Annotated in this window: 20 protein-coding genes, 1 other RNA gene and 1 pseudogene; 10 read left to right on the forward strand and 12 right to left on the reverse strand. The window is 51.1% G+C overall.

What is annotated here, in order from left to right; genetic code table 11:
- Window positions 1-11: 11 nt before the first annotated feature.
- The 3 genes from ACYX4J_RS00745 to rpiA form a co-directional block, all read right to left on the reverse strand.
- The gene (locus ACYX4J_RS00745; RefSeq protein WP_282930932.1) at window positions 12-389 is read right to left on the reverse strand and encodes a DUF4168 domain-containing protein; all 378 of its coding nucleotides are present in this window, start codon (window positions 387-389) and stop codon (window positions 12-14) included.
- Between the two features lie 313 nt (window positions 390-702).
- Entirely contained in the window at window positions 703-1,329 is a 627-nt protein-coding gene (locus tag ACYX4J_RS00750; RefSeq protein WP_282930933.1) for a transglycosylase SLT domain-containing protein, read from the reverse strand.
- Window positions 1,330-1,346: 17 nt separating this feature from the next.
- Window positions 1,347-2,018, reverse strand: coding sequence for a ribose-5-phosphate isomerase RpiA (rpiA, locus tag ACYX4J_RS00755; protein ID WP_282930934.1), 672 nt, complete (start codon window positions 2,016-2,018; stop codon window positions 1,347-1,349).
- 207 nt (window positions 2,019-2,225) lie between these two features.
- Here rpiA and ilvA point away from each other — a divergent pair.
- Together ilvA and ACYX4J_RS00765 are read left to right on the forward strand one after the other, a co-directional pair.
- A pseudogene (gene ilvA, locus ACYX4J_RS00760) lies at window positions 2,226-3,743 on the forward strand (threonine ammonia-lyase, biosynthetic); the annotation flags it as partial.
- 244 nt (window positions 3,744-3,987) lie between these two features.
- On the forward strand, window positions 3,988-4,125 hold the full coding sequence (locus ACYX4J_RS00765) for a hypothetical protein (protein WP_192879435.1): 138 nt from the start codon (window positions 3,988-3,990) through the stop codon (window positions 4,123-4,125).
- Window positions 4,126-4,218: 93 nt separating this feature from the next.
- Here ACYX4J_RS00765 and ACYX4J_RS00770 read toward each other — a convergent pair whose 3' ends face one another.
- From ACYX4J_RS00770 to ACYX4J_RS00785, 4 genes are all read right to left on the reverse strand, one after another.
- Window positions 4,219-4,797: a 5-formyltetrahydrofolate cyclo-ligase gene (locus tag ACYX4J_RS00770; protein ID WP_444907015.1), complete on the reverse strand. Its 579-nt coding sequence runs from the start codon at window positions 4,795-4,797 to the stop codon at window positions 4,219-4,221.
- Window positions 4,798-4,825: 28 nt separating this feature from the next.
- Window positions 4,826-5,006, reverse strand: a non-coding RNA gene (gene ssrS / locus ACYX4J_RS00775) — 6S RNA.
- 85 nt (window positions 5,007-5,091) lie between these two features.
- On the reverse strand, window positions 5,092-5,421 hold the full coding sequence (locus ACYX4J_RS00780; RefSeq protein ID WP_413663605.1) for a cell division protein ZapA: 330 nt from the start codon (window positions 5,419-5,421) through the stop codon (window positions 5,092-5,094).
- Complete coding sequence (locus tag ACYX4J_RS00785) at window positions 5,421-5,663, reverse strand: TIGR02449 family protein (RefSeq protein WP_444918431.1); 243 nt, start codon at window positions 5,661-5,663, stop codon at window positions 5,421-5,423. Before ACYX4J_RS00785 ends, ACYX4J_RS00780 begins: the two co-directional genes overlap by 1 nt.
- Before the next feature lie 169 nt (window positions 5,664-5,832).
- On the opposite strand from ACYX4J_RS00785, the gene ACYX4J_RS00790 reads away from it, so the two are divergent.
- The 8 genes from ACYX4J_RS00790 (at window position 5,833) to gcvH (ending at window position 14,353) form a co-directional block, all read left to right on the forward strand.
- Window positions 5,833-6,387 (forward strand): UPF0149 family protein, encoded by a 555-nt coding sequence (locus ACYX4J_RS00790; protein WP_413663604.1) that lies wholly within the window; start codon window positions 5,833-5,835, stop codon window positions 6,385-6,387.
- Window positions 6,387-7,739: an aminopeptidase P N-terminal domain-containing protein gene (locus ACYX4J_RS00795; protein WP_476177660.1), complete on the forward strand. Its 1,353-nt coding sequence runs from the start codon at window positions 6,387-6,389 to the stop codon at window positions 7,737-7,739. The genes ACYX4J_RS00790 and ACYX4J_RS00795 overlap by 1 nt, the downstream gene beginning before the upstream one ends.
- Window positions 7,740-7,803: 64 nt before the next feature.
- A complete protein-coding gene (locus ACYX4J_RS00800; protein ID WP_476177661.1) occupies window positions 7,804-9,042 on the forward strand; it encodes an FAD-dependent monooxygenase in 1,239 nt (412 codons plus the stop codon).
- 50 nt (window positions 9,043-9,092) lie between these two features.
- Window positions 9,093-10,331, forward strand: a complete 1,239-nt coding sequence (locus ACYX4J_RS00805; protein WP_413663601.1) for a UbiH/UbiF/VisC/COQ6 family ubiquinone biosynthesis hydroxylase — start codon at window positions 9,093-9,095, stop codon at window positions 10,329-10,331.
- Between the two features lie 149 nt (window positions 10,332-10,480).
- Window positions 10,481-11,422 carry a rhomboid family intramembrane serine protease gene (locus tag ACYX4J_RS00810; RefSeq protein WP_476177662.1) on the forward strand — a complete coding sequence of 314 codons (942 nt, stop codon included), beginning with the start codon at window positions 10,481-10,483 and terminating at the stop codon, window positions 11,420-11,422.
- Window positions 11,423-11,427: 5 nt separating this feature from the next.
- On the forward strand, window positions 11,428-12,543 hold the full coding sequence (locus ACYX4J_RS00815) for a CNNM domain-containing protein (RefSeq protein WP_444940548.1): 1,116 nt from the start codon (window positions 11,428-11,430) through the stop codon (window positions 12,541-12,543).
- A gap of 268 nt (window positions 12,544-12,811) precedes the next feature.
- Window positions 12,812-13,900 (forward strand): glycine cleavage system aminomethyltransferase GcvT, encoded by a 1,089-nt coding sequence (gcvT, locus tag ACYX4J_RS00820; protein WP_445360953.1) that lies wholly within the window; start codon window positions 12,812-12,814, stop codon window positions 13,898-13,900.
- A gap of 66 nt (window positions 13,901-13,966) precedes the next feature.
- Entirely contained in the window at window positions 13,967-14,353 is a 387-nt protein-coding gene (gcvH, locus tag ACYX4J_RS00825) for a glycine cleavage system protein GcvH (protein WP_444895858.1), read from the forward strand.
- Window positions 14,354-14,445: 92 nt separating this feature from the next.
- Here the strand turns inward: gcvH and ACYX4J_RS00830 are convergent, their stop codons facing one another.
- From ACYX4J_RS00830 to ACYX4J_RS00850, 5 genes are all read right to left on the reverse strand, one after another.
- A complete protein-coding gene (locus ACYX4J_RS00830; protein WP_475709228.1) occupies window positions 14,446-15,105 on the reverse strand; it encodes a hypothetical protein in 660 nt (219 codons plus the stop codon).
- Window positions 15,106-15,278: 173 nt separating this feature from the next.
- Window positions 15,279-15,662 carry a DUF7674 family protein gene (locus ACYX4J_RS00835; RefSeq protein WP_444934380.1) on the reverse strand — a complete coding sequence of 128 codons (384 nt, stop codon included), beginning with the start codon at window positions 15,660-15,662 and terminating at the stop codon, window positions 15,279-15,281.
- A gap of 129 nt (window positions 15,663-15,791) precedes the next feature.
- Window positions 15,792-15,989, reverse strand: coding sequence for a hypothetical protein (locus ACYX4J_RS00840; RefSeq protein WP_475709229.1), 198 nt, complete (start codon window positions 15,987-15,989; stop codon window positions 15,792-15,794).
- A gap of 121 nt (window positions 15,990-16,110) precedes the next feature.
- Window positions 16,111-16,476: a hypothetical protein gene (locus ACYX4J_RS00845; RefSeq protein ID WP_476177663.1), complete on the reverse strand. Its 366-nt coding sequence runs from the start codon at window positions 16,474-16,476 to the stop codon at window positions 16,111-16,113.
- A 198-nt stretch (window positions 16,477-16,674) separates the two neighbouring features.
- A complete protein-coding gene (locus tag ACYX4J_RS00850; protein WP_476177664.1) occupies window positions 16,675-17,289 on the reverse strand; it encodes a DUF1963 domain-containing protein in 615 nt (204 codons plus the stop codon).
- Window positions 17,290-17,329 lie beyond the last annotated feature (40 nt).

The raw sequence follows: 17,329 nt of genomic DNA on the forward strand, positions 1-17,329 counted from the left end.
ACAAAGTTGGATTACTGCTGTGGCGCATGGCTTTGCTGAAGAATTTTGTTCACTTTCTCCAGTAGGGCGGGATTCGATTTAATGCTGTTGGCAATTTCCTGGTATTTGGTTTTGGAAAGGCCGGCTTTTTCAATTGCGGCGATCATTTTTCCCTGTGCTTCTTTGTTGATCGCTTCCGCTTCCTTGATATCGGCAGCCGCTTTCAGTTTGGGAGCGTATTCTCGACTCAGCATCACGATAGAGCGATAGGCGTTGGCAAATTGCTTGAGCTGCGGTTCGCTAAACGAAGCTTTGGGGGCGGTTGTTTGGCTGGTAGCAGGTTGTGCGAAGGTCATCGGCACGCTGAGTGATATTGCCAATACAGCCAGGTATTTCAAAAAGAGCTTCATCGGGCACTCCAAAAAGTATAAGGACGCTTTTGCTTCTCAGAGGGAGCACCCAGCGTCACGTTGGGGCTGTAAATTTATGCTTGTGGCGGAGCTTTAGTGACCTGTACCAAGTCTAAAGCGGGTAGCTATTAGTCTTCAGCGTAGTCAGTTTCTGGCGCCTTGTAGCGCCTTTTTCCGCCAGCAAGGAGAATTTTTCCTGGAGTGGTTGTGAGGTCATAAAATTTAGCGAGCGGCTGTCGCCGCTCATAATGCAGGAAAACTGCACCGGATTTAAACCGAGGTGGGCCTTGCGACTAACGGTCGTTGTGATCAGCTAGAAAATCCAGAGAAATTTCTTGCGTTTTTTCAGCGACTGTTCGCAGCTATTGAGTTGTTGCTGATATTTTTGCGCCCTGGCAGATACCTTGTGGGATACATTCTTTAGCCAGGCTTTATTCTGGAAAGTGCGCCGATTAAAACCACCGTGCCCCTCGTGGTAGGCGAGGTAAAGGCTGTAGGTGTCATTGGCGCGTATCTGGCACTGGCGTGCACTGGTGTTGTTATACCAGCCGATAAAATCGATGGCGTCGCCAAAATCATCCCGATCGGCACCGTAGTTAAAGGAAGACCTTTGGTAGTGGCGCCAAGTGGTCCCCAGAGCCTGGGGATAACCGTAGGCATCGGAAGGCCTCGGGCCGGGGATAAAGCCCAGGATCTTGGTGCGCGGGGGCTTGGCATCATGCACAAAACGGGATTCCTGGTGCATGATTGCCATCATCACTGCAATTGGAGAGCCCCATTTTTCCTCCGCGTCTTTTGCTTCGCCGTACCACTTCTTTTTTTCCTGGAAAATAGAGCAGACGTTGTCGAGATTACTTGGAGGTGCGGTTGCACAGCCGCTGCTCAGTGCAACAGCACTGAGCAAAACCAGCAGTCCGCATTTTTTATTTTTTTTGTGCATAACTATTTACGACATGTTTAAACGGTAATGGTCTTCACTCCGGCACTGGTGCCAAGCAGTAAAATATCGGCGGAGCGCTTGGCAAAGATACCGTTGGTCACCACACCGGTAATGTTATTGATGGTTTCTTCAAGGACAGTGGGGTGTTCGATACGCAGATTGTATACATCGAGAATGGCATTGCCATTATCTGTGATCACACCTTGACGATAAACCGGATCACCGCCCAGTTTAACCAGCTCCCGGGCAACCAGCGAGCGTGCCATGGGGATAACTTCAACCGGTAGGGGAAACTCTCCCAGGACTTTTACCCACTTGCTCTCATCGGCAATGCAGATAAATTCTTCAGAGCAGGCCGCCACGATTTTTTCTCTAGTCAATGCAGCACCACCACCTTTGATCATTTCAAGGGCCGGATTCACTTCATCGGCACCATCCACATAGAACTGGATGCTGTCGACGGCATTAAGCTCATAAACGGGAATGCCGTGGGATTTGAGTCGCTGTGCGGAGGCTTCAGAACTGGCCACAGTACCGTCAAAGGTACCTTTGATCTCCGCCAGGTAATCGATAAAGAAGTTAGCTGTGGAACCGGTACCTACGCCGACAATGGAATTGTCCTCCAGGCGCGGGGCGATATAGTCGATAGCGGCGCGAGCTGTCGCCTGTTTCAATTCATCCTGGGTCATACTCTGGATAGTTTCCTTTGCAATTATTTCGCCTTAATTTGTATCTGACGATAAAAAAAAGCGCGTCTGGTTGTTTTTTGTGGCAAATGTGCTTCTCAAGGCTTAGACTGTCATGCCGGTGCTGCGCTTCACACAGGGCCTTTGTAACCCTGCTATTAGTCTACGCTGAGTCGCGCACAGTAATTAACCGCTACGGCCGTCAAACACGTCATGCCCAAGTCCTATATCAAGCGCATTTTAGACGCACGTATTTACGATGTCGCTACCGAGACGCCATTGGAGCAAATGCGCCAACTCTCCCATCGGTTTAACAACCGGATTCTGTTGAAGCGCGAAGATCTGCAGCCGGTGTTTTCCTTCAAGATTCGAGGGGCATACAACAAGCTCCTGCAGTTGCCCGCCGAGGAGCGGGCCCGGGGAGTGATTGCTGCATCGGCGGGTAACCATGCCCAGGGGCTTGCCCTGAGCGCTGCCCAAATGGGAGTGCGCGCCACTATAGTGATGCCCAAAACCACCCCGCAAATTAAGGTGAGTGCTGTGCGCATGCGCGGTGCCGAAGTCGTGCTACATGGGGATACTTTTGATGAAGCGGCGGCGAGGGCTCGCGAGCTGGTTGAAGAGCGGGGGCTGGTATTTATCCACCCCTACGATGACCCCGATGTAATCGCCGGCCAGGGCACCGTGGCTATGGAGATGCTGCGACAGCACTCGGGTAACCTGGACGCGGTGTTTATTCCGGTCGGAGGGGGTGGTTTAGCTGCGGGTATGGCCGCCTATATCAAATATGTACGTCCGGAAACCAAAGTCTACGGTGTAGAGCCGCAGGATGCTGCCTGTCTGGAGGCCGCGCTGAAAGCCGGCGAGCGCGCTCGGCTAGCGGAGGTGGGCTTGTTTGCCGATGGTGTTGCCGTTGCACAAATCGGTGAGGAGACCTTCCGGGTTCTGCGCGAAACCGTGGATGGGGTTATCACTGTTAGTACCGATGAAATCTGTGCGGCCATTAAGGATATATTCGAAGATACACGCTCTATCGCTGAGCCGGCCGGGGCCGTCGGTTTGGCGGGGCTGAAGAAATATCTGGAGCAAAACGACAATCGCAATGGCACCTTCGCCACAGTGTGCAGTGGAGCCAATATTAATTTTGATCGCCTGCGCTACATTAGTGAGCGCACTGAGATCGGTGAAAAGCGCGAGGCGGTCCTCGCAGTAAAAATTGCTGAGCAACCGGGAAGTTACCTGCAGTTCTGCCGGGATTTAGGGGACCGCTCAATTACTGAGTTTAACTATCGTTTTGCCAGTGATAACGAAGCGCATATCTTTGTGGGTTTGCAGGTGGTATCTGAGGAAGACCGCAGCCAATTGGTCAGTCAGCTTGAGTCCAAAGATTATCAGGTTACCGATCTTACCGATAACGAAATGGCGAAACTGCATATTCGCCATTTAGTGGGAGGTAGAGTGCCGGGCTTGCCCGACGAAGTCATTTACCGCTTTGAATTTCCCGAGCGCCCGGGGGCCTTGCGCAAGTTCCTCGAGCATCTCGCCGGGCGTTGGAATATAACGCTGTTTCACTATCGCAATCACGGGGCAGCTTATGGGCGTGTTCTTGTGGGATTGCAGGTGGAGCCGGCAGCGAGGGACGAACTACAGACACTATTACACCAGCTTCAATTTCGTTTTTGGGATGAAACACAGAATCCGGCTTATCGGTTATTTTTGGGCGCTTAAACCATCGCTTCCCGATACCTGAGAAAGACGTCTCATTTATCGAAACGTGTATAGACTGCAAATCCTGTTTTGTCGAACTTGCTTGTCTAATTTTGAGACAAAAAACTCATAAAATATCCAATAAACGGTTACTATTACGCCGCTTCTTGAGTATTGTCTATTCGCGTGGAACTTTTGCTGTGGCTCTGGTCATAAGCGGGGCGAAACGCATATAAAAACAAAATTATCGTACAGGATGGTCCCAATGAAAGCCGATGCGCTGACAATCGCTGTGGTTGTCTTTGTCGCGGGCGTTCTGTTGAGTACCAGTGGTTTATCTGAGGTATTTTCTTCCGAAGCTGAACCGCCGGCTGCTCTGCAACAGGGAGTGGTTACCCGTTAGGCTGATGCCGGGGGGGCGCTCTGCCCACGAGCAAACACAAAAAAAGCCGGACATTTAGGTGTCCGGCTTTTTTTGTGCTCCACTATCCACTTTTTAGCGGCAGCGGTAAATCCTTTGCTCTGTAACCACCATATCCAGTGGAATATCCCAATTGTCTGTGGGCAGGTTATCCACACATTGTAGATGGTGCGCCGCGCCGATAAGTTGTGGTCCAGTGCCTGGTAATAACTGTTTGCGCTCAAAAGTCCGATCGTAGAAACCGGCCCCCATACCCAAGCGCGCTCCGCTGGGGTCGAAGGCGACCAGAGGAACCAAAACAAGATCCAGGAGCTTGGGAGCGCGGTAAGTTGTGCGCACAGGCTCCGGAATGCGATAGCGATTGCGAAAAGCCAGGGGTTCGCCTTGCCAACGCCTGAACCGGAGGTGGGGGTGTGGTTCTGCCGGCAGCTGTGGCAAATAAAAATGTTTTTGTGGAAAACGTTGCAGCAGGTAGCGGACATCCAGCTCGCCATCAGTCGGCCAATAGATACCGACATGAGCTGCTCGATTCATTTGTGGGATACGGCTCAGGAGAGTGATGGCTGCACGGCCATGCAAACGCTGTTGATAGGCGCTGAGTTCCCGTCGCCCCGCGCGCATACGGCGGCGCAGTTGCGTTTTGGTTTCAGTCATTGTGGGAAGAGAAGAGCGTGAAGAAATAGGGTACCCCGAGTGTGCGGCTGTAGACGGAGCCTTGAACCGTAAGGTTCAAGGTGGTGGGATCCGGAGTACATAAGGCTTTCCGCTACAAGGCGGACTTGCTCACCAGCACCCGCTGGAAACCACCGGGGTAAGATTATCGGCTCAAGGACATAGTCTGCTGGCCAACACCCCAGGGTATGAACCAATTATAACTTGTAGAGCGGGGGGCTGTTAACCAGAAATTTAAATGAAGTGACCGGTAGCAGAAAGTGGCTTCTTGTCACCTTACTCCTGAAGTTTTTCTTCCGAGTCTATTTCGCCCAGTGCACTTTGCACCTTATCAGTAAGTCGCTCCAACATTTCCTCTTGCAGGGGAATGGAGCTGAGCTCAGCTTTCGCCTGGATAAGCTCGTGGGCAATATTAAGCGCTGCCATTACGGCGATACGCTCTAAGCCGATGACAGTACCTGTTGCGCGGATGCGGGACATGCGTTCGTGTAGCAGGTGTGCCGAAGCCTGTAGTCCGGCACGCTCGCTTTCCGCGCAGGCGACACGGTACTCTTTATCGAGAATAGAAACAGTTACAGTTTCGGAGGGTGATGCGGTTTCAGACATCAGGTATCTTGCGTTAGCCCCTTAAGACGGTTAATCATAGCTTCTACCCGCGAGCGGGCGGCCTCGTTATTTTTTATCAGGCGCTGGCGTTCACGCAGCCAGTCGGCTTCCTGCCGGCGTAATTCACGATTGTCATCCGCCAATTGTTGACAGCGGGCAATGAGTGAATCCACGGTGCTTTCTAGCGCTTGCAGCTTATCCATATTTCCTGCATTTGAGGTCGACGTCTGAGTTCGCAACACGACAGACTGCGAGGGATTCCGCTACTATATTGCCGGCGTATTGGTGGGTCAATCGCTGCACCTGCGCGGACAATCACAAAATTGTCTCTTAATGCCTCAAATTCCCGGTTTGGCACCAGTGTGACGGCCGGATTGAAAAGCCTAATTTACAAAAAGCTGTACGGTAACCATGACTTCTGAAGCTAGCCGATTTGAACTCCTCGCCAACGCCATTCTCTCAGCTGGGGGGCAGGCTGATCCCAGTGAATTGCACGGTTTTATCTGTGGCATTTTGGCGGCGGGCGAGCGACCGGACAAACAGCGTTGGCAGAATGAGCTGGCCGGATTGCTCGATGTGGAGGCGGTGCCGGCAGATCTCAATCGGGATTTTTTCCAGCTGACTGAGGAAAGCCACAAGCAGCTCGACGGCTCTAACTTCGATTTTCAGTTGGTGTTGTGCGATGACGAAGATGTTGTCTCCCGCGCTCTGGCGCTGGGTCATTGGTGCGATGGGTTCCTGCACGGCTTTGGTGTCGGCGGGGCCCGGGAAAAATTGATGCCCACCAGTGATGAAGCTTTAAAAGATATTAGTGCCATCGCCCAATTGGATGCCGAGCATGTTGAAGAGGGTGAGGAGACTGAGCTGCAACTGGTGGAACTGCAGGAATACGTGCGCGTAGCCGTACTCAATATATTTACTGAGGTAAAGGGTAAGGACTCCAATAGCGAGCCCACCATTCACTGATGTCTAAGACCCCGAAAACCACAGCGGGAATCAGTCGATCTGAGTACGCCCGCCGACGCAACCGCCTGATGGCAGAATTGCCCGCAGGTAGTTTGGCAATCGTGTCATCTGCTGGGGAGCAACTGCGTTCCCGGGATACTTATTTTCCGTTTCGCCAGGACAGTGATTTTTTGTATCTCACTGGGTTTGATGAACCGGAAGCGCTGCTGGTTTTGGTGCCGGGACGAACACAGGGAGAAACCTTGTTGTTCTGTCGCGAGCGCGATGCGGAAAAAGAAAAGTGGGATGGCCCGCGCCTGGGGCCGGAGCGCGCGGTGCAGCAGTGCGGCTTGAACGATGCATTTCCCATCGGTGATCTCGATGATATTTTGCCGGGGCTGCTAGAAGGGCGCGAGCTGCTCTATTTCCCCATGGGCCGCTACGCCCATTTGGATAAGCGACTCCGCAATTACCTGGAGCGGATTACCGCAGCACCGAATACCGGGGGTGCACCGGAAATGGTCGACCTCGATTACCAGTTGCGGGAAATGCGGCTGATTAAGTCGGCCCAGGAAATTCGCTTAATGGAGCAGGCGGCGAAAATCAGTGCCGAGGCACACAGCCGGGCTATGACCCGATGCCAGCCGGGCCTTTACGAATACCAGCTGGAGGCTGCCCTCCTGCATACCTTTGTCGACTCCGGAGCCCGGGAAACAGCCTACCCCACTATCGTTGGGGGTGGTGGCAATGCGTTGGTGATGCACTATTGCAGTAATAATGCCCAGTTGCGCGATGGGGACTTGGTGCTGGTGGATGCGGGGTGTGAGTACCGTGGTTATGTGGCCGATATTACTCGCACCTATCCGGTTAATGGTTCATTTAGCGGACCGCAGCGCGCACTTTATGAGATCGTTTTGGCGGCACAGCAAGTGGCGATTGAACAGGTTTCAGTGGGCAATCACTGGGATCATCCCCACGCTGCCAGTGTTGAGGTAATCACTCAGGGGTTGGTCGATTTAGGACTGTTGCGAGGCGACACCCAGGGGTTGATAGAGTCTGGCGCTTATCGGCAGTTTTATATGCACCGGGTTGGCCATTGGCTGGGCATGGATGTGCACGATGTGGGTGATTATCGCATTCATGGAGCCTGGCGCCAGCTGGAAGCCGGAATGGTAATGACGGTCGAACCCGGAATTTATGTCCCAGAGGACGATGAGAGTATTCCCGCAGAATTTCGCGGGATCGGGATTCGAATCGAAGATGATGTCGCACTTACCAATAGAGGGCCTCAGATCCTCTCAGCAGCGGCTCCAAAAGCGATTGAAGATATTGAATACACCATGCTTCACGGGCGGGACTTACTGACCCGTTAGAAGTGATTGTTGGATTGTTCGGCCAATAATATTTCAATGCCGAATAATCAAAGGGGGAATTGGGATGGGTGAGTCGGCGCGTAAAGTAGATGTGGCCATTGTCGGTGGCGGTATGGCGGGAGCCAGCCTGGCATTAATGTTGTCACATTTTTGTCCTCAACTCAGTGTGGTGCTCCTGGAGCAGAGAGCACTGCCGGATGCCGCTGCCAGTATTCAGTTGCCGAGTTTCGACACGCGAGCCACGGCCATTGCCGCAGGCAGCTTGCAGTTATTTGCGGAGCTTGGGCTCTGGCCTGCTCTGCAAGCCTATAGCGCCCCGATTGATCGTATTCATGTGAGTGATCGGGGGCATGCATTTGGCGCCGCCCTCTCGACCCGTGAGGGACAGGGAGTCAACTTTGAGGGCATTCTGGGCGCAGTAATAGAAAATGCAGCGCTGGGCCCGATTCTCCACTGCGCACTGACTAGCACTTCCACCCAATTATTAGCGCCGGCGCAGGTTACTGACATTACCATGACCTCTGCGGGCGCAAACCTGTTGTGGCGATCCGAGGATAATTCCCCCGATCAGGCGCTGTCCTGCGGATTGGTGGTCGTTGCCGATGGGGTGAACTCTCCCCTTTGCCGCCAGCTGGGAATAGAAATCAGCTCGGTTAAGTACTCTCAGAGAGCGCTGGTCGCTACGGTCGCTCTGCAACAGCCTCACCAAGGTGTGGCTTACGAGCGCTTCACCCGAATGGGGCCCATGGCACTTTTACCGCTGCCAGATAGAGAAGGGCAGCACCGCGCGGCACTAGTGTGGGCTTGCGAGGAAGCAGAGGCTGAGCGTGTCGGTGTAATGCCTGAGGCTGAACGCCTGAAAAAACTCCAGCAGGTATTTGGCTGGCGTGCCGGACGTTTTATTAAGGTTGGAGCCGTTCAGGGGTATCCACTGAGTTTATCGATCGCCCAGGAACAGTGGCGCCGGAATGTGGTGTTGATGGGCAATTGCGCCCACTTTCTGCACCCAGTAGCAGGGCAGGGTTTTAACCTGACTCTGCGGGACTGTTATGGATTGGCGCAAGCCCTGTCGACAGTGACGTCGGATACATTGCCAGGGCGGCTCGATTTCCTGCAGGAATACGGAGAGATGCGCCAGCTGGACCAGCAATTGACGATTGGATTCAGTGACCGTATTCCCACACTGTTTTCCTCTTCCGGTTGGCTGCAACAGGGAATTCGTCAGTTGGGAATGCTCGGCCTTACAATGGTCCCGCCGCTGCGCCGGGAATTTGTCAGTCAAGCGGCGGGATTTGGGCTTTAAAAGGTGCAGGGTCGGGGACGGCTACTGCCACTTCAGCGGAATTGGCTTTTATGAACAGACATCGTTTGGATTTTGCCATTGTGGGTGCGGGCATGGTGGGCATGGCCCAGGCAGCGCTGCTGGCAGTTCGGCACCCGGGCATGCGTCTGGCCTTGCTGGAGGCGTCCCCGGAAACAACGCCGCAATTGTCACCGCAGTATGAACCCCGCGTGGTGGCCCTGACACAGGCCTCCCGCGAGCTGCTCGAAGAGGTGGGAGCCTGGGATGATATTGCCAGCCGCCGCGCCTGCCCCTATGTGGAAATGCGGGTTTGGGATGCAGATGGAACCGGCTCAGTAAGCTTTAACAGCCGCGATGTGCAGCTGCCGAATCTCGGTCATATCGTCGAGAATAATGTCATTGTCGCCGCGTTAAGAGCACGGCTGGAAACCCTACCCAACGTGGAGTTGGTCAATGGTTTTCGCCTGGAGAGCTGGTGGCGCGACTGCGGACTCTGGCATTTACAGCCCCGCGGTGAAGATCGCTTAAATGAAGAGGATGGCCTCCGTGAGCAACCTGAGATAGTGCGCACCCGCCTGTTAATCGGTGCCGATGGCGCCCGCTCTAAAGTGCGGGACTTACTGCATATCCGCTCCCAGGATACCGATTACCATCAAACTGCGTTGGTGTGTGTCGCGCGCAGTGAGAAATCTCACCGTCACACCGCTTGGCAGCGCTTTTTACAAACGGGTCCACTGGCATTTTTACCTCTCGCGGGGTTGGGGGATGACAATCACTGTGCCGTGGTTTGGTCTGCGGATGAAGCGTTGGCGCAGGAGCTATTGATGCTGGATGACCAGGCCTTTGCCCTGAACCTGGAAAAAGCCTTTGAGAGCCGTTTGGGCAAAGTGGAATCCGTCAGTGAGCGCTTTTCCTTCCCCCTGCGCGCGCGCCATGCGGAACGTTATCGTGGCCCTGGTGCTGTATTGGTGGGAGACGCCGCCCACAGTATCCACCCCCTCGCGGGCCAGGGTGTAAATCTTGGGCTGCAGGATGTACGGGTGCTGGCAGATGAAATTGACCGCGCTATGGCACGCGGCCTGGAGCCCTCTCACTCTTCAGTTTTGGCCCGCTACGAACGCCGCCGTCGCGGCGACAACGCCGCCACTATGAAAGCGATGAGTGCCTTTAAGTCTTTGTTCGGTGCTGGCGATGTGCACTGGCGCTGGCTGCGTAACACTGGGTTGAGCATGGTAGATGCCAGCCCCATGTTAAAGAAGCGGATTATTATGCGGGCTATGGCGGTTTAAATTAGCTATCCCCGTAAAAATGGATCGGGAGAAAGTGCTCAGTGGGGGTGTCAGAGAAGTTGCTGGTGTTTACCTATCTACTAAGTGGCTTTTCCCAGAGGCATAGGGGAATTAAAAGCCTTGCCGTCGGTAAAAAAGGTTAATTTCAATTGAGTCACTGGATTACTGTTTACTCATTTCCTATATCAAAGGATCTCAGCGCGCTTTTTCGCTTAATACAGCGTTACCAATTGCCATTGAGAATTGCTGAGGAAGAAAATCAGCAGGCTTTGTTGACGACAGATTCAGGGATAGCTGAATTGCTGAAGCCGCTTTTGCAAGATTGGGAGCGGGGATTAGTTGATCTGGACAGAGTTCAGCTAACAAAGGCAGAACCAGAGGGCGGCGACCATTTACCGGGTGAAGAGGGACAAGCACCAAAAGAGAAAGCACCTGTAAGCCCCTCATTTTTACCGACTTTCCCAATGGATAAAACTCCGATTAGTTTACTGCTTATCGGCCTGTGTTTTTTTGGTTGGTTTTTACATTCCAATAATCTGTCTGCCCCGCTTTTAATATATCCAGATACCAGTGGTGGCCCACTTTTCTCACAGTCGTCTTTAATGTGGCACTTGGAGAGAGGGGAGTTTTGGCGATTGTGGACTCCTGCAATCATCAACTTGTCTTTTCAGCATGCCCTGTTCAATGCTCTGGCTATCTGGATACTTGGGCGTCCACTGGAAGCACGCGGAGGGCCATTTATTTATGGCCTTCTGGTGTTGCTCGGCGGGATTGCAGCTAATTTATCCCAATATGCCTGGAAGCCCGAGGTGATATTCGCTGGAATGTCGGGTGTTGTATACACGCTGGTCGGATTTGCTGTGGTGATGCAGCGTTGGCAACCGGCATGGAGAGATATACCCCCGGGTATTATAACCCTGGCGATTGTGTGGATGATATTGTGCGTTCTTGGAGTGATTACCTATTTTACTGGGATCGGCATCGCCAATGCTGCGCATTTAGGAGGCTTTTTTGCTGGTTTTTTGATTGCGCTGGTTTACTGCGTTGCTGGTGGTGCGCGAAAATTTAACTCTTATCCCGCTTCAACCTGAATTATATGATTTTACTGATAACCTACGTTTTTATTGCCCTTGGCTTTTCTTTTCTGTGCTCGATAGCAGAGTCAGTTATTCTCAGCGTAACTACCCCATACGTGCGTCTGATGGAGCGGGAGGGGCATAAAGCGGGGTCTTTGCTGCGCAAATTAAAATCCGATATTAATGCCCCCTTGGCCGCTATCCTCACCCTGAATACCGTTGCGCACACAGCGGGTGCTGCAGGTGCCGGTGCCCAGGCTGCAGCGGTTTTTGGCAACGAGTACCTGGGTATCGCCTCAGCGATCCTGACCCTGTTGATCCTGGTTTTTTCCGAAATTATCCCCAAGACACTGGGAGCCGTGTACTGGCGCCAATTGGCCCCAAGCACCGCTTATGTATTGCGCGGCCTGGTTTGGTTACTCCACCCGTTTGTGAAAATGTCCGAGTGGTTGACCAAAGGCCTGTCCCACGGCCCAACCCTGACGGGCTTCAGCCGCGATGAGTTTGCCATTATGGCGGAAATTGGCGAGGCCGAAGGGCAGTTAGAGCAGCGGGAGTCCAGCATCCTGCGCAACCTGTTCTTCACCCTGCGGGACCACTCCGTGCGCGAAGTGATGACTCCCCGCACAGTGGTCTTCTCCCTGCCGCAGGACATTACTGTGGAAGAGGCCTACGAGGATGCAGAGAAAGGGCGTTTCTCCCGTATCCCGGTCTATGAAAATCGCGACCCGGATTGTGTGGTGGGTTTTGTATTGCGACAGGAGCTATTGCTGGCCTACGCCAAAGGTGAGCACCAGAAAACTCTGGCGGATTATCGCCGTGAAATGTTGATCCTGCCGGAAACAGCCACTATCTACCAAGCGTTCCAGAAAATGCTGTCCCGCCGCGTGCAGATTAGTGCGGTTATGGATGAATATGGCAGTCTCGAGGGCTTGGTGACCCTGGAGGATCTGCTGGAGACCCTGCTCGGGGAAGAAATTGTCGACGAGGCAGATAAAACACCCGACCGTCAGGAGTTGGCTAAGCGTTTGTGGCGCTGGAGGTCGAAGAAGTACGGCCTTAAAGTCGACGAATCTGCAAACGCGGAAGAGAACGCGGAAGAGGCTGGTCAAGGGCGCGACCGGGGCAGCGACTGATAAGAACTTCATTGGTTGAAAAATGATCATTTCTGCGCTAGCCCAACACAGTGGGTATTGGGTATTGCCCGATTCCATAACGTGAGCGAAAGCAGGATAGAGCGCCAGCGGAATCTTTGACGGCCTCTGTGAACCTGGACAGGTTTTACTACCAATGCCTGCTAGGCTTGCAGAGCATATATATTGCCGCGCCTGCCCCGCTGGCAAGGCCGGTACCCAAGCCGCTAGAATACGCCGCTTCGGAACCTGACGGACTGAGATTTTAAAAATGGGAAATAGAACTCCTCTGTATGACACGCATGTCGCTATGGGCGGCAAAATGGTGGATTTCGGTGGATGGGACATGCCGCTGCACTACGGTTCGCAGCTGGATGAGCACAACAAGGTGCGCACCGATGCGGGGATGTTCGATGTCTCCCATATGACCGTGGTCGACGTAGATGGCGCCCAGGCCCGCGACTACCTGCGCTACCTGCTGGCCAATGATGTGGCCAAGCTGGATGGCAACCCGGGTAAGGCCCTTTACACCGGCATGCTCAATGACAAAGGCGGTGTGATTGACGACCTGATCGTCTACCTGCGCGATCCCGGCTACCGAGTGGTTGTTAACTGTGCAACTCGCGAGAAAGACCTGGCGTGGATGCGCAAGCAGGCAGAGTCCTTCGATGTGACCCTGACAGAGTGCCCGGATGTAGCGATGGTCGCTATCCAGGGCCCCAATGCCATCGAGAAAACCAAAGAGGTTTTGGGCATTGATTGGACTGCCGCGATTGATGCACTAAAAGTTTTCCAAAGCGTTGCCCGGGGTGGCTGGTTCGTAGCGCGCACCGGTTACACCGGTGAAGATGGCCTGGAAATTATGTTGCCGGGTGAAGACGCCAGTGGTTTCTGGCGCGCCTTGGCCGAAGCGGGCGTTTCTCCATGTGGACTGGGTGCACGCGACACCCTGCGCCTGGAAGCGGGTATGAACCTGTACGGGCATGAGATGGACGATGAGACCTCTCCGTTGGTTGCCAACATGGCCTGGACGGTTGCCTGGGCACCGGAGAGCCGCAACTTTATCGGCCGTGGTGTTCTGGAGCAGGAAAAAGCCGATGGCGTTAAGCACAAGCTTGTAGGCCTGGTGCTTGAAGAGCGCGGTGTATTGCGCGCAGGTCAACCGGTAGTGGTAGACGATAGTGATGACCGGGGTATCATTACCAGCGGCACTTTCTCCCCCACACTGGGTTACTCTATCGCCTTGGCGCGAGTTCCGGTGAGTGTTGGTGATACCGCACAGGTGGAAATCCGTAAGAAACTGCAGCCAGTCAAGGTGGTTAAGCCCTGCTTCGTACGCAACGGCAAGTCAGTTATTTAAGCGTCGCCCAGAGGTGTACGCGTCACTAAGACAATAAACTTAGATGCTTAATCAAGGGATAACAGCATGAGCGAAATCCGCAATGAATTGAAATACCTCTCCAGCCACGAGTGGGCACGCCTGGAAGAGGACGGCACCGTAACCATCGGCATCAGCGATCACGCTCAAGATGCCCTGGGTGATGTGGTTTACGTTGAGACTCCAGAAGTGGGCACCAACCTGGCTGCTGGTGACGAGGCGGGTGTAGTTGAATCCGTTAAAGCTGCCAGCGATATCTACTCCCCGGTTTCCGGTGAAGTAGTTGCTGTCAATGAAGCTCTGGAAGACGCTCCGGAAACTGTAAACTCCTCTCCTTACGACGATGGCTGGTTCTTCCGCATCAAGCCCTCCGACGTGAGCGAGCTGGACAATATGCTGGATGCAGACACATATCGCTCAGAGTCTGAAGACTAATAGAGCGAATGTGCTGAAAAGCATATTAAAAAAAGGCTGTGGGTAATCCCCACAGCCTTTTTTGTTTTATAAGCGTCTAAATCAATTTCCGCTTATTGATCAAACGATACTGCGTTGCGAACTTCCTCATCATTCACAATCTGATCTAGCTGGGCTTTATAGGCTCGCAAGATATTGTTTTGTGGAGATTCATTAGCCTGCTCATCAACGACATCCCTTTCAGCAATATTCTTGGCAAGTAACCTCCCTTCTTCCAGGGTGTATACGAGGATGTCGGTATTTGTGTCGAAGTTGAATGCTGAAACCCAGTTCAAGTTAACACTGAAATACCACTCATTAAGCACAAGACTAATCATTTTTTCGGTGTTATTTTCTTCCATCAAGGCTTTGATGGCTTCATCACTCGGCACTTCATCTAAATCTACTGCTGTGGTATTCCAGCCCGTTTCATTCAAGCCGTGAGTCAATCGGCTTTGTAGAAACTGAGCCAGATTCTTTTCTTTATCTCCCGGCTCTGTAGCTAACACCTGATTAACATGCCAATCGACCGGGATACCAAATGAAACGTGGGCTTTTCCTATAAAGTTCTTATCTTTCCCTTCTTGAACACGTTTACGCTGATCAATAACAGAAATTAAAACAGGCTCTTTAGTTGTGTACTCTGCTTTTGCGGACTGCTCCTGTAACGGAATAGGTGAAACACAGGCAGTGATCATTGTAGCTAGTGCGAGAAGCGCTATCTTTTTTAGCACGATTTCATTCCTTGTTTTATATGCGTTGGTTCATCATTGCGCACAAACTTCTAGTGAGTTTTAAATAAATGGGCGCCTTATATAGTGTATCACTGGGGCTAAATAATTATTTGAAATTATTTGGCAAGAAGCTGGTACGCTAGACCTAATATCTGTAGTAAGTAATGCTGTCGTTACTTGTTATTTAGACTTTCGAACGCCTCGCTCAAGTTGACAAGTGCACAATAGGATCGTTCACGCAACCAGTGCTTATGATTTATGGGAGATAGATTTTCATGTGATCCGACGAATAATATACCTTCAAGAAACCCAATTAATGCAAGCTCCGATGTTTCTGGATTCCCTGAGTTAAGACCAAGGTCAACAACTAAGGCTACATTTTCAAGATCCTGAAAGTCATTATCTCTATATTTTGAAAGTACGTAATGAACGATTACGCTTATGTCATTATAGAATCCAGGAATATCACCGTCCCAAAAATCAAGGTGCTCCTGCCACTCCGAGTCGATATCAGGGCAGGCTTCTAAAAGGCTATTGATAAATTCATGTGGAGTCATGTGTTCCATGCGGCATAGTGTAGTGATAAACGGCAAATAGTTTACTGGGAGTTCAGAGTGGCGTGTGTACGGTTTTTCAAGTTAGGACTCCGAGTCATTGTATGCATATTTTTTAACAAGCGATTGAAGCTATAAATACATATTTTTATCAATTTTGTATTCTCCACCCAGTTCTTCAGCTAATAGCTCAGGGTGGGCTTTCCATATTGGATCAAGTATTTGCAAATGAGCTTCTCTCATTACCTTTCCGAATTTTTTACATATACTTATGAATTCTTTTTCATCTAAAACTTCTATGAGATAGTACAAGTGTGAACCCATAATCATACTTGATTGCTGAACTATCAAAGCAGTTTTTTCTGCGACATCAGTTTTTATTACTTACCTAAATTTTCAATTGTCTTGGGACAAACTTGTTTTATGTGCTATTCCCTAGTAAAGAGGAGGCTTAGTTGTGTAGCTTTACAAAAAAAGAGGCGCCCAGCCAAAGAGTAGCACCTACCACAAATCCCCCCGTAGTAACTACTAAAGAATAAATCAGGCTCCACAGCTCCATACCAAAAAATGGAACAGTCAAGATATATAGAAGCAATCCAGCAATGCCACCAGAGATTGCAGCGTTGGTTAAAGAGGCCTGAGCACCACGTTTTACCACCACTATGCCTGAGAGAATGGACGATAAAACTAGGAGTACCCCTGTAGCGCTAAGTGGAACGTCTAGAAAATTTATCATCAGAGTCAGCATGACCCAAAGAATACTGAAACTAATCAAGCCCCAGGCTATAGATTTCTTGTTCAATTTTGTATAAAACACTCTGGTCTTTCCAGTAAGGTTATAATAATTTTTTGTAAATAGCTTTGTATAAAGGGCATCATATTAATTCCATTATTAACAGCAAGCCCATGCCATTGCCAATTGTTCCTTATGTTCTGTGCACTGTGAAAGATGTGCGCATCCAGAATCTCCAAACATATAAGGAATATTTCCTGAGGAGTCTATTTGAAAGATAAACTACATTTGTTTATTACATATCTTGCAGGATTGATATTCAATTCCCTGCACCCAATGCGGCCACCCCAGTAACTTTTCACCTGAGAATGGAACTTCGTCTTCGCATAGAAAATCTTCTTCGTCTTCTGATAGCTCTACACCTAACTCCTCGAGCTCAAATGTATCTGGGTAGTCTTCTAACTCTTCCCAACCAGTTATTTTTAATTCTGGATAATCTGAAGAAGGGGTTAATGTAACTTCTGTTTGAGCCGGAGTATTTAGTGGCAATATCCTTAATAGTATAGCTTTTGAATTTGCAGCCCACGTATCACAGTCAGCCTCGCAGCTTGAATTTTCGTTAACACAATAGAAAACTTGTAATATTCCATCTCCAAAAGGGGTATTTGAAGCCTCTGGGAGATCTTTAGAATTCAATTGTACAAAGAGTTGCATAGGTTCATTGCAATTTCCACACTCAGGCCAGCCTTCTGCTGTAAGTAGTGGCATTCCACAAAATTTAGAATCTGATATTTCAGTCACTTGCTCTTGTGTTTGAGGTTCCCACGCGATTTTTCTATAGGGGCTGAGTTTGCTTTTTAACTCTTCCCAATATTTCTCCCAATCAATTTCAGACAAAATTTAATACCTCACGCAAGTTAAAAGAATCTTATTAATA

The sequence above is a fragment of the Microbulbifer sp. ABM4_008 genome (genome assembly GCF_056311705.1).

Coding starts and splice junctions, on each gene's coding strand:
- ACYX4J_RS00745 (WP_282930932.1), bottom strand. CDS start 389: ATGAAGCTCTTTTTGAAATACCTGGCTGTATTGGCAATATCACTCAGC.
- ACYX4J_RS00750 (WP_282930933.1), bottom strand. CDS start 1,329: ATGCACAAAAAAAATAAAAAATGCGGACTGCTGGTTTTGCTCAGTGCT.
- rpiA (WP_282930934.1), bottom strand. CDS start 2,018: ATGACCCAGGATGAATTGAAACAGGCGACAGCTCGCGCCGCTATCGAC.
- ACYX4J_RS00765 (WP_192879435.1), top strand. CDS start 3,988: ATGAAAGCCGATGCGCTGACAATCGCTGTGGTTGTCTTTGTCGCGGGC.
- ACYX4J_RS00770 (WP_444907015.1), bottom strand. CDS start 4,797: ATGACTGAAACCAAAACGCAACTGCGCCGCCGTATGCGCGCGGGGCGA.
- ACYX4J_RS00780 (WP_413663605.1), bottom strand. CDS start 5,421: ATGTCTGAAACCGCATCACCCTCCGAAACTGTAACTGTTTCTATTCTC.
- ACYX4J_RS00790 (WP_413663604.1), top strand. CDS start 5,833: ATGACTTCTGAAGCTAGCCGATTTGAACTCCTCGCCAACGCCATTCTC.
- ACYX4J_RS00795 (WP_476177660.1), top strand. CDS start 6,387: ATGTCTAAGACCCCGAAAACCACAGCGGGAATCAGTCGATCTGAGTAC.
- ACYX4J_RS00800 (WP_476177661.1), top strand. CDS start 7,804: ATGGGTGAGTCGGCGCGTAAAGTAGATGTGGCCATTGTCGGTGGCGGT.
- ACYX4J_RS00805 (WP_413663601.1), top strand. CDS start 9,093: ATGAACAGACATCGTTTGGATTTTGCCATTGTGGGTGCGGGCATGGTG.
- ACYX4J_RS00815 (WP_444940548.1), top strand. CDS start 11,428: ATGATTTTACTGATAACCTACGTTTTTATTGCCCTTGGCTTTTCTTTT.
- gcvT (WP_445360953.1), top strand. CDS start 12,812: ATGGGAAATAGAACTCCTCTGTATGACACGCATGTCGCTATGGGCGGC.
- gcvH (WP_444895858.1), top strand. CDS start 13,967: ATGAGCGAAATCCGCAATGAATTGAAATACCTCTCCAGCCACGAGTGG.
- ACYX4J_RS00835 (WP_444934380.1), bottom strand. CDS start 15,662: ATGACTCCACATGAATTTATCAATAGCCTTTTAGAAGCCTGCCCTGAT.
- ACYX4J_RS00840 (WP_475709229.1), bottom strand. CDS start 15,989: ATGATTATGGGTTCACACTTGTACTATCTCATAGAAGTTTTAGATGAA.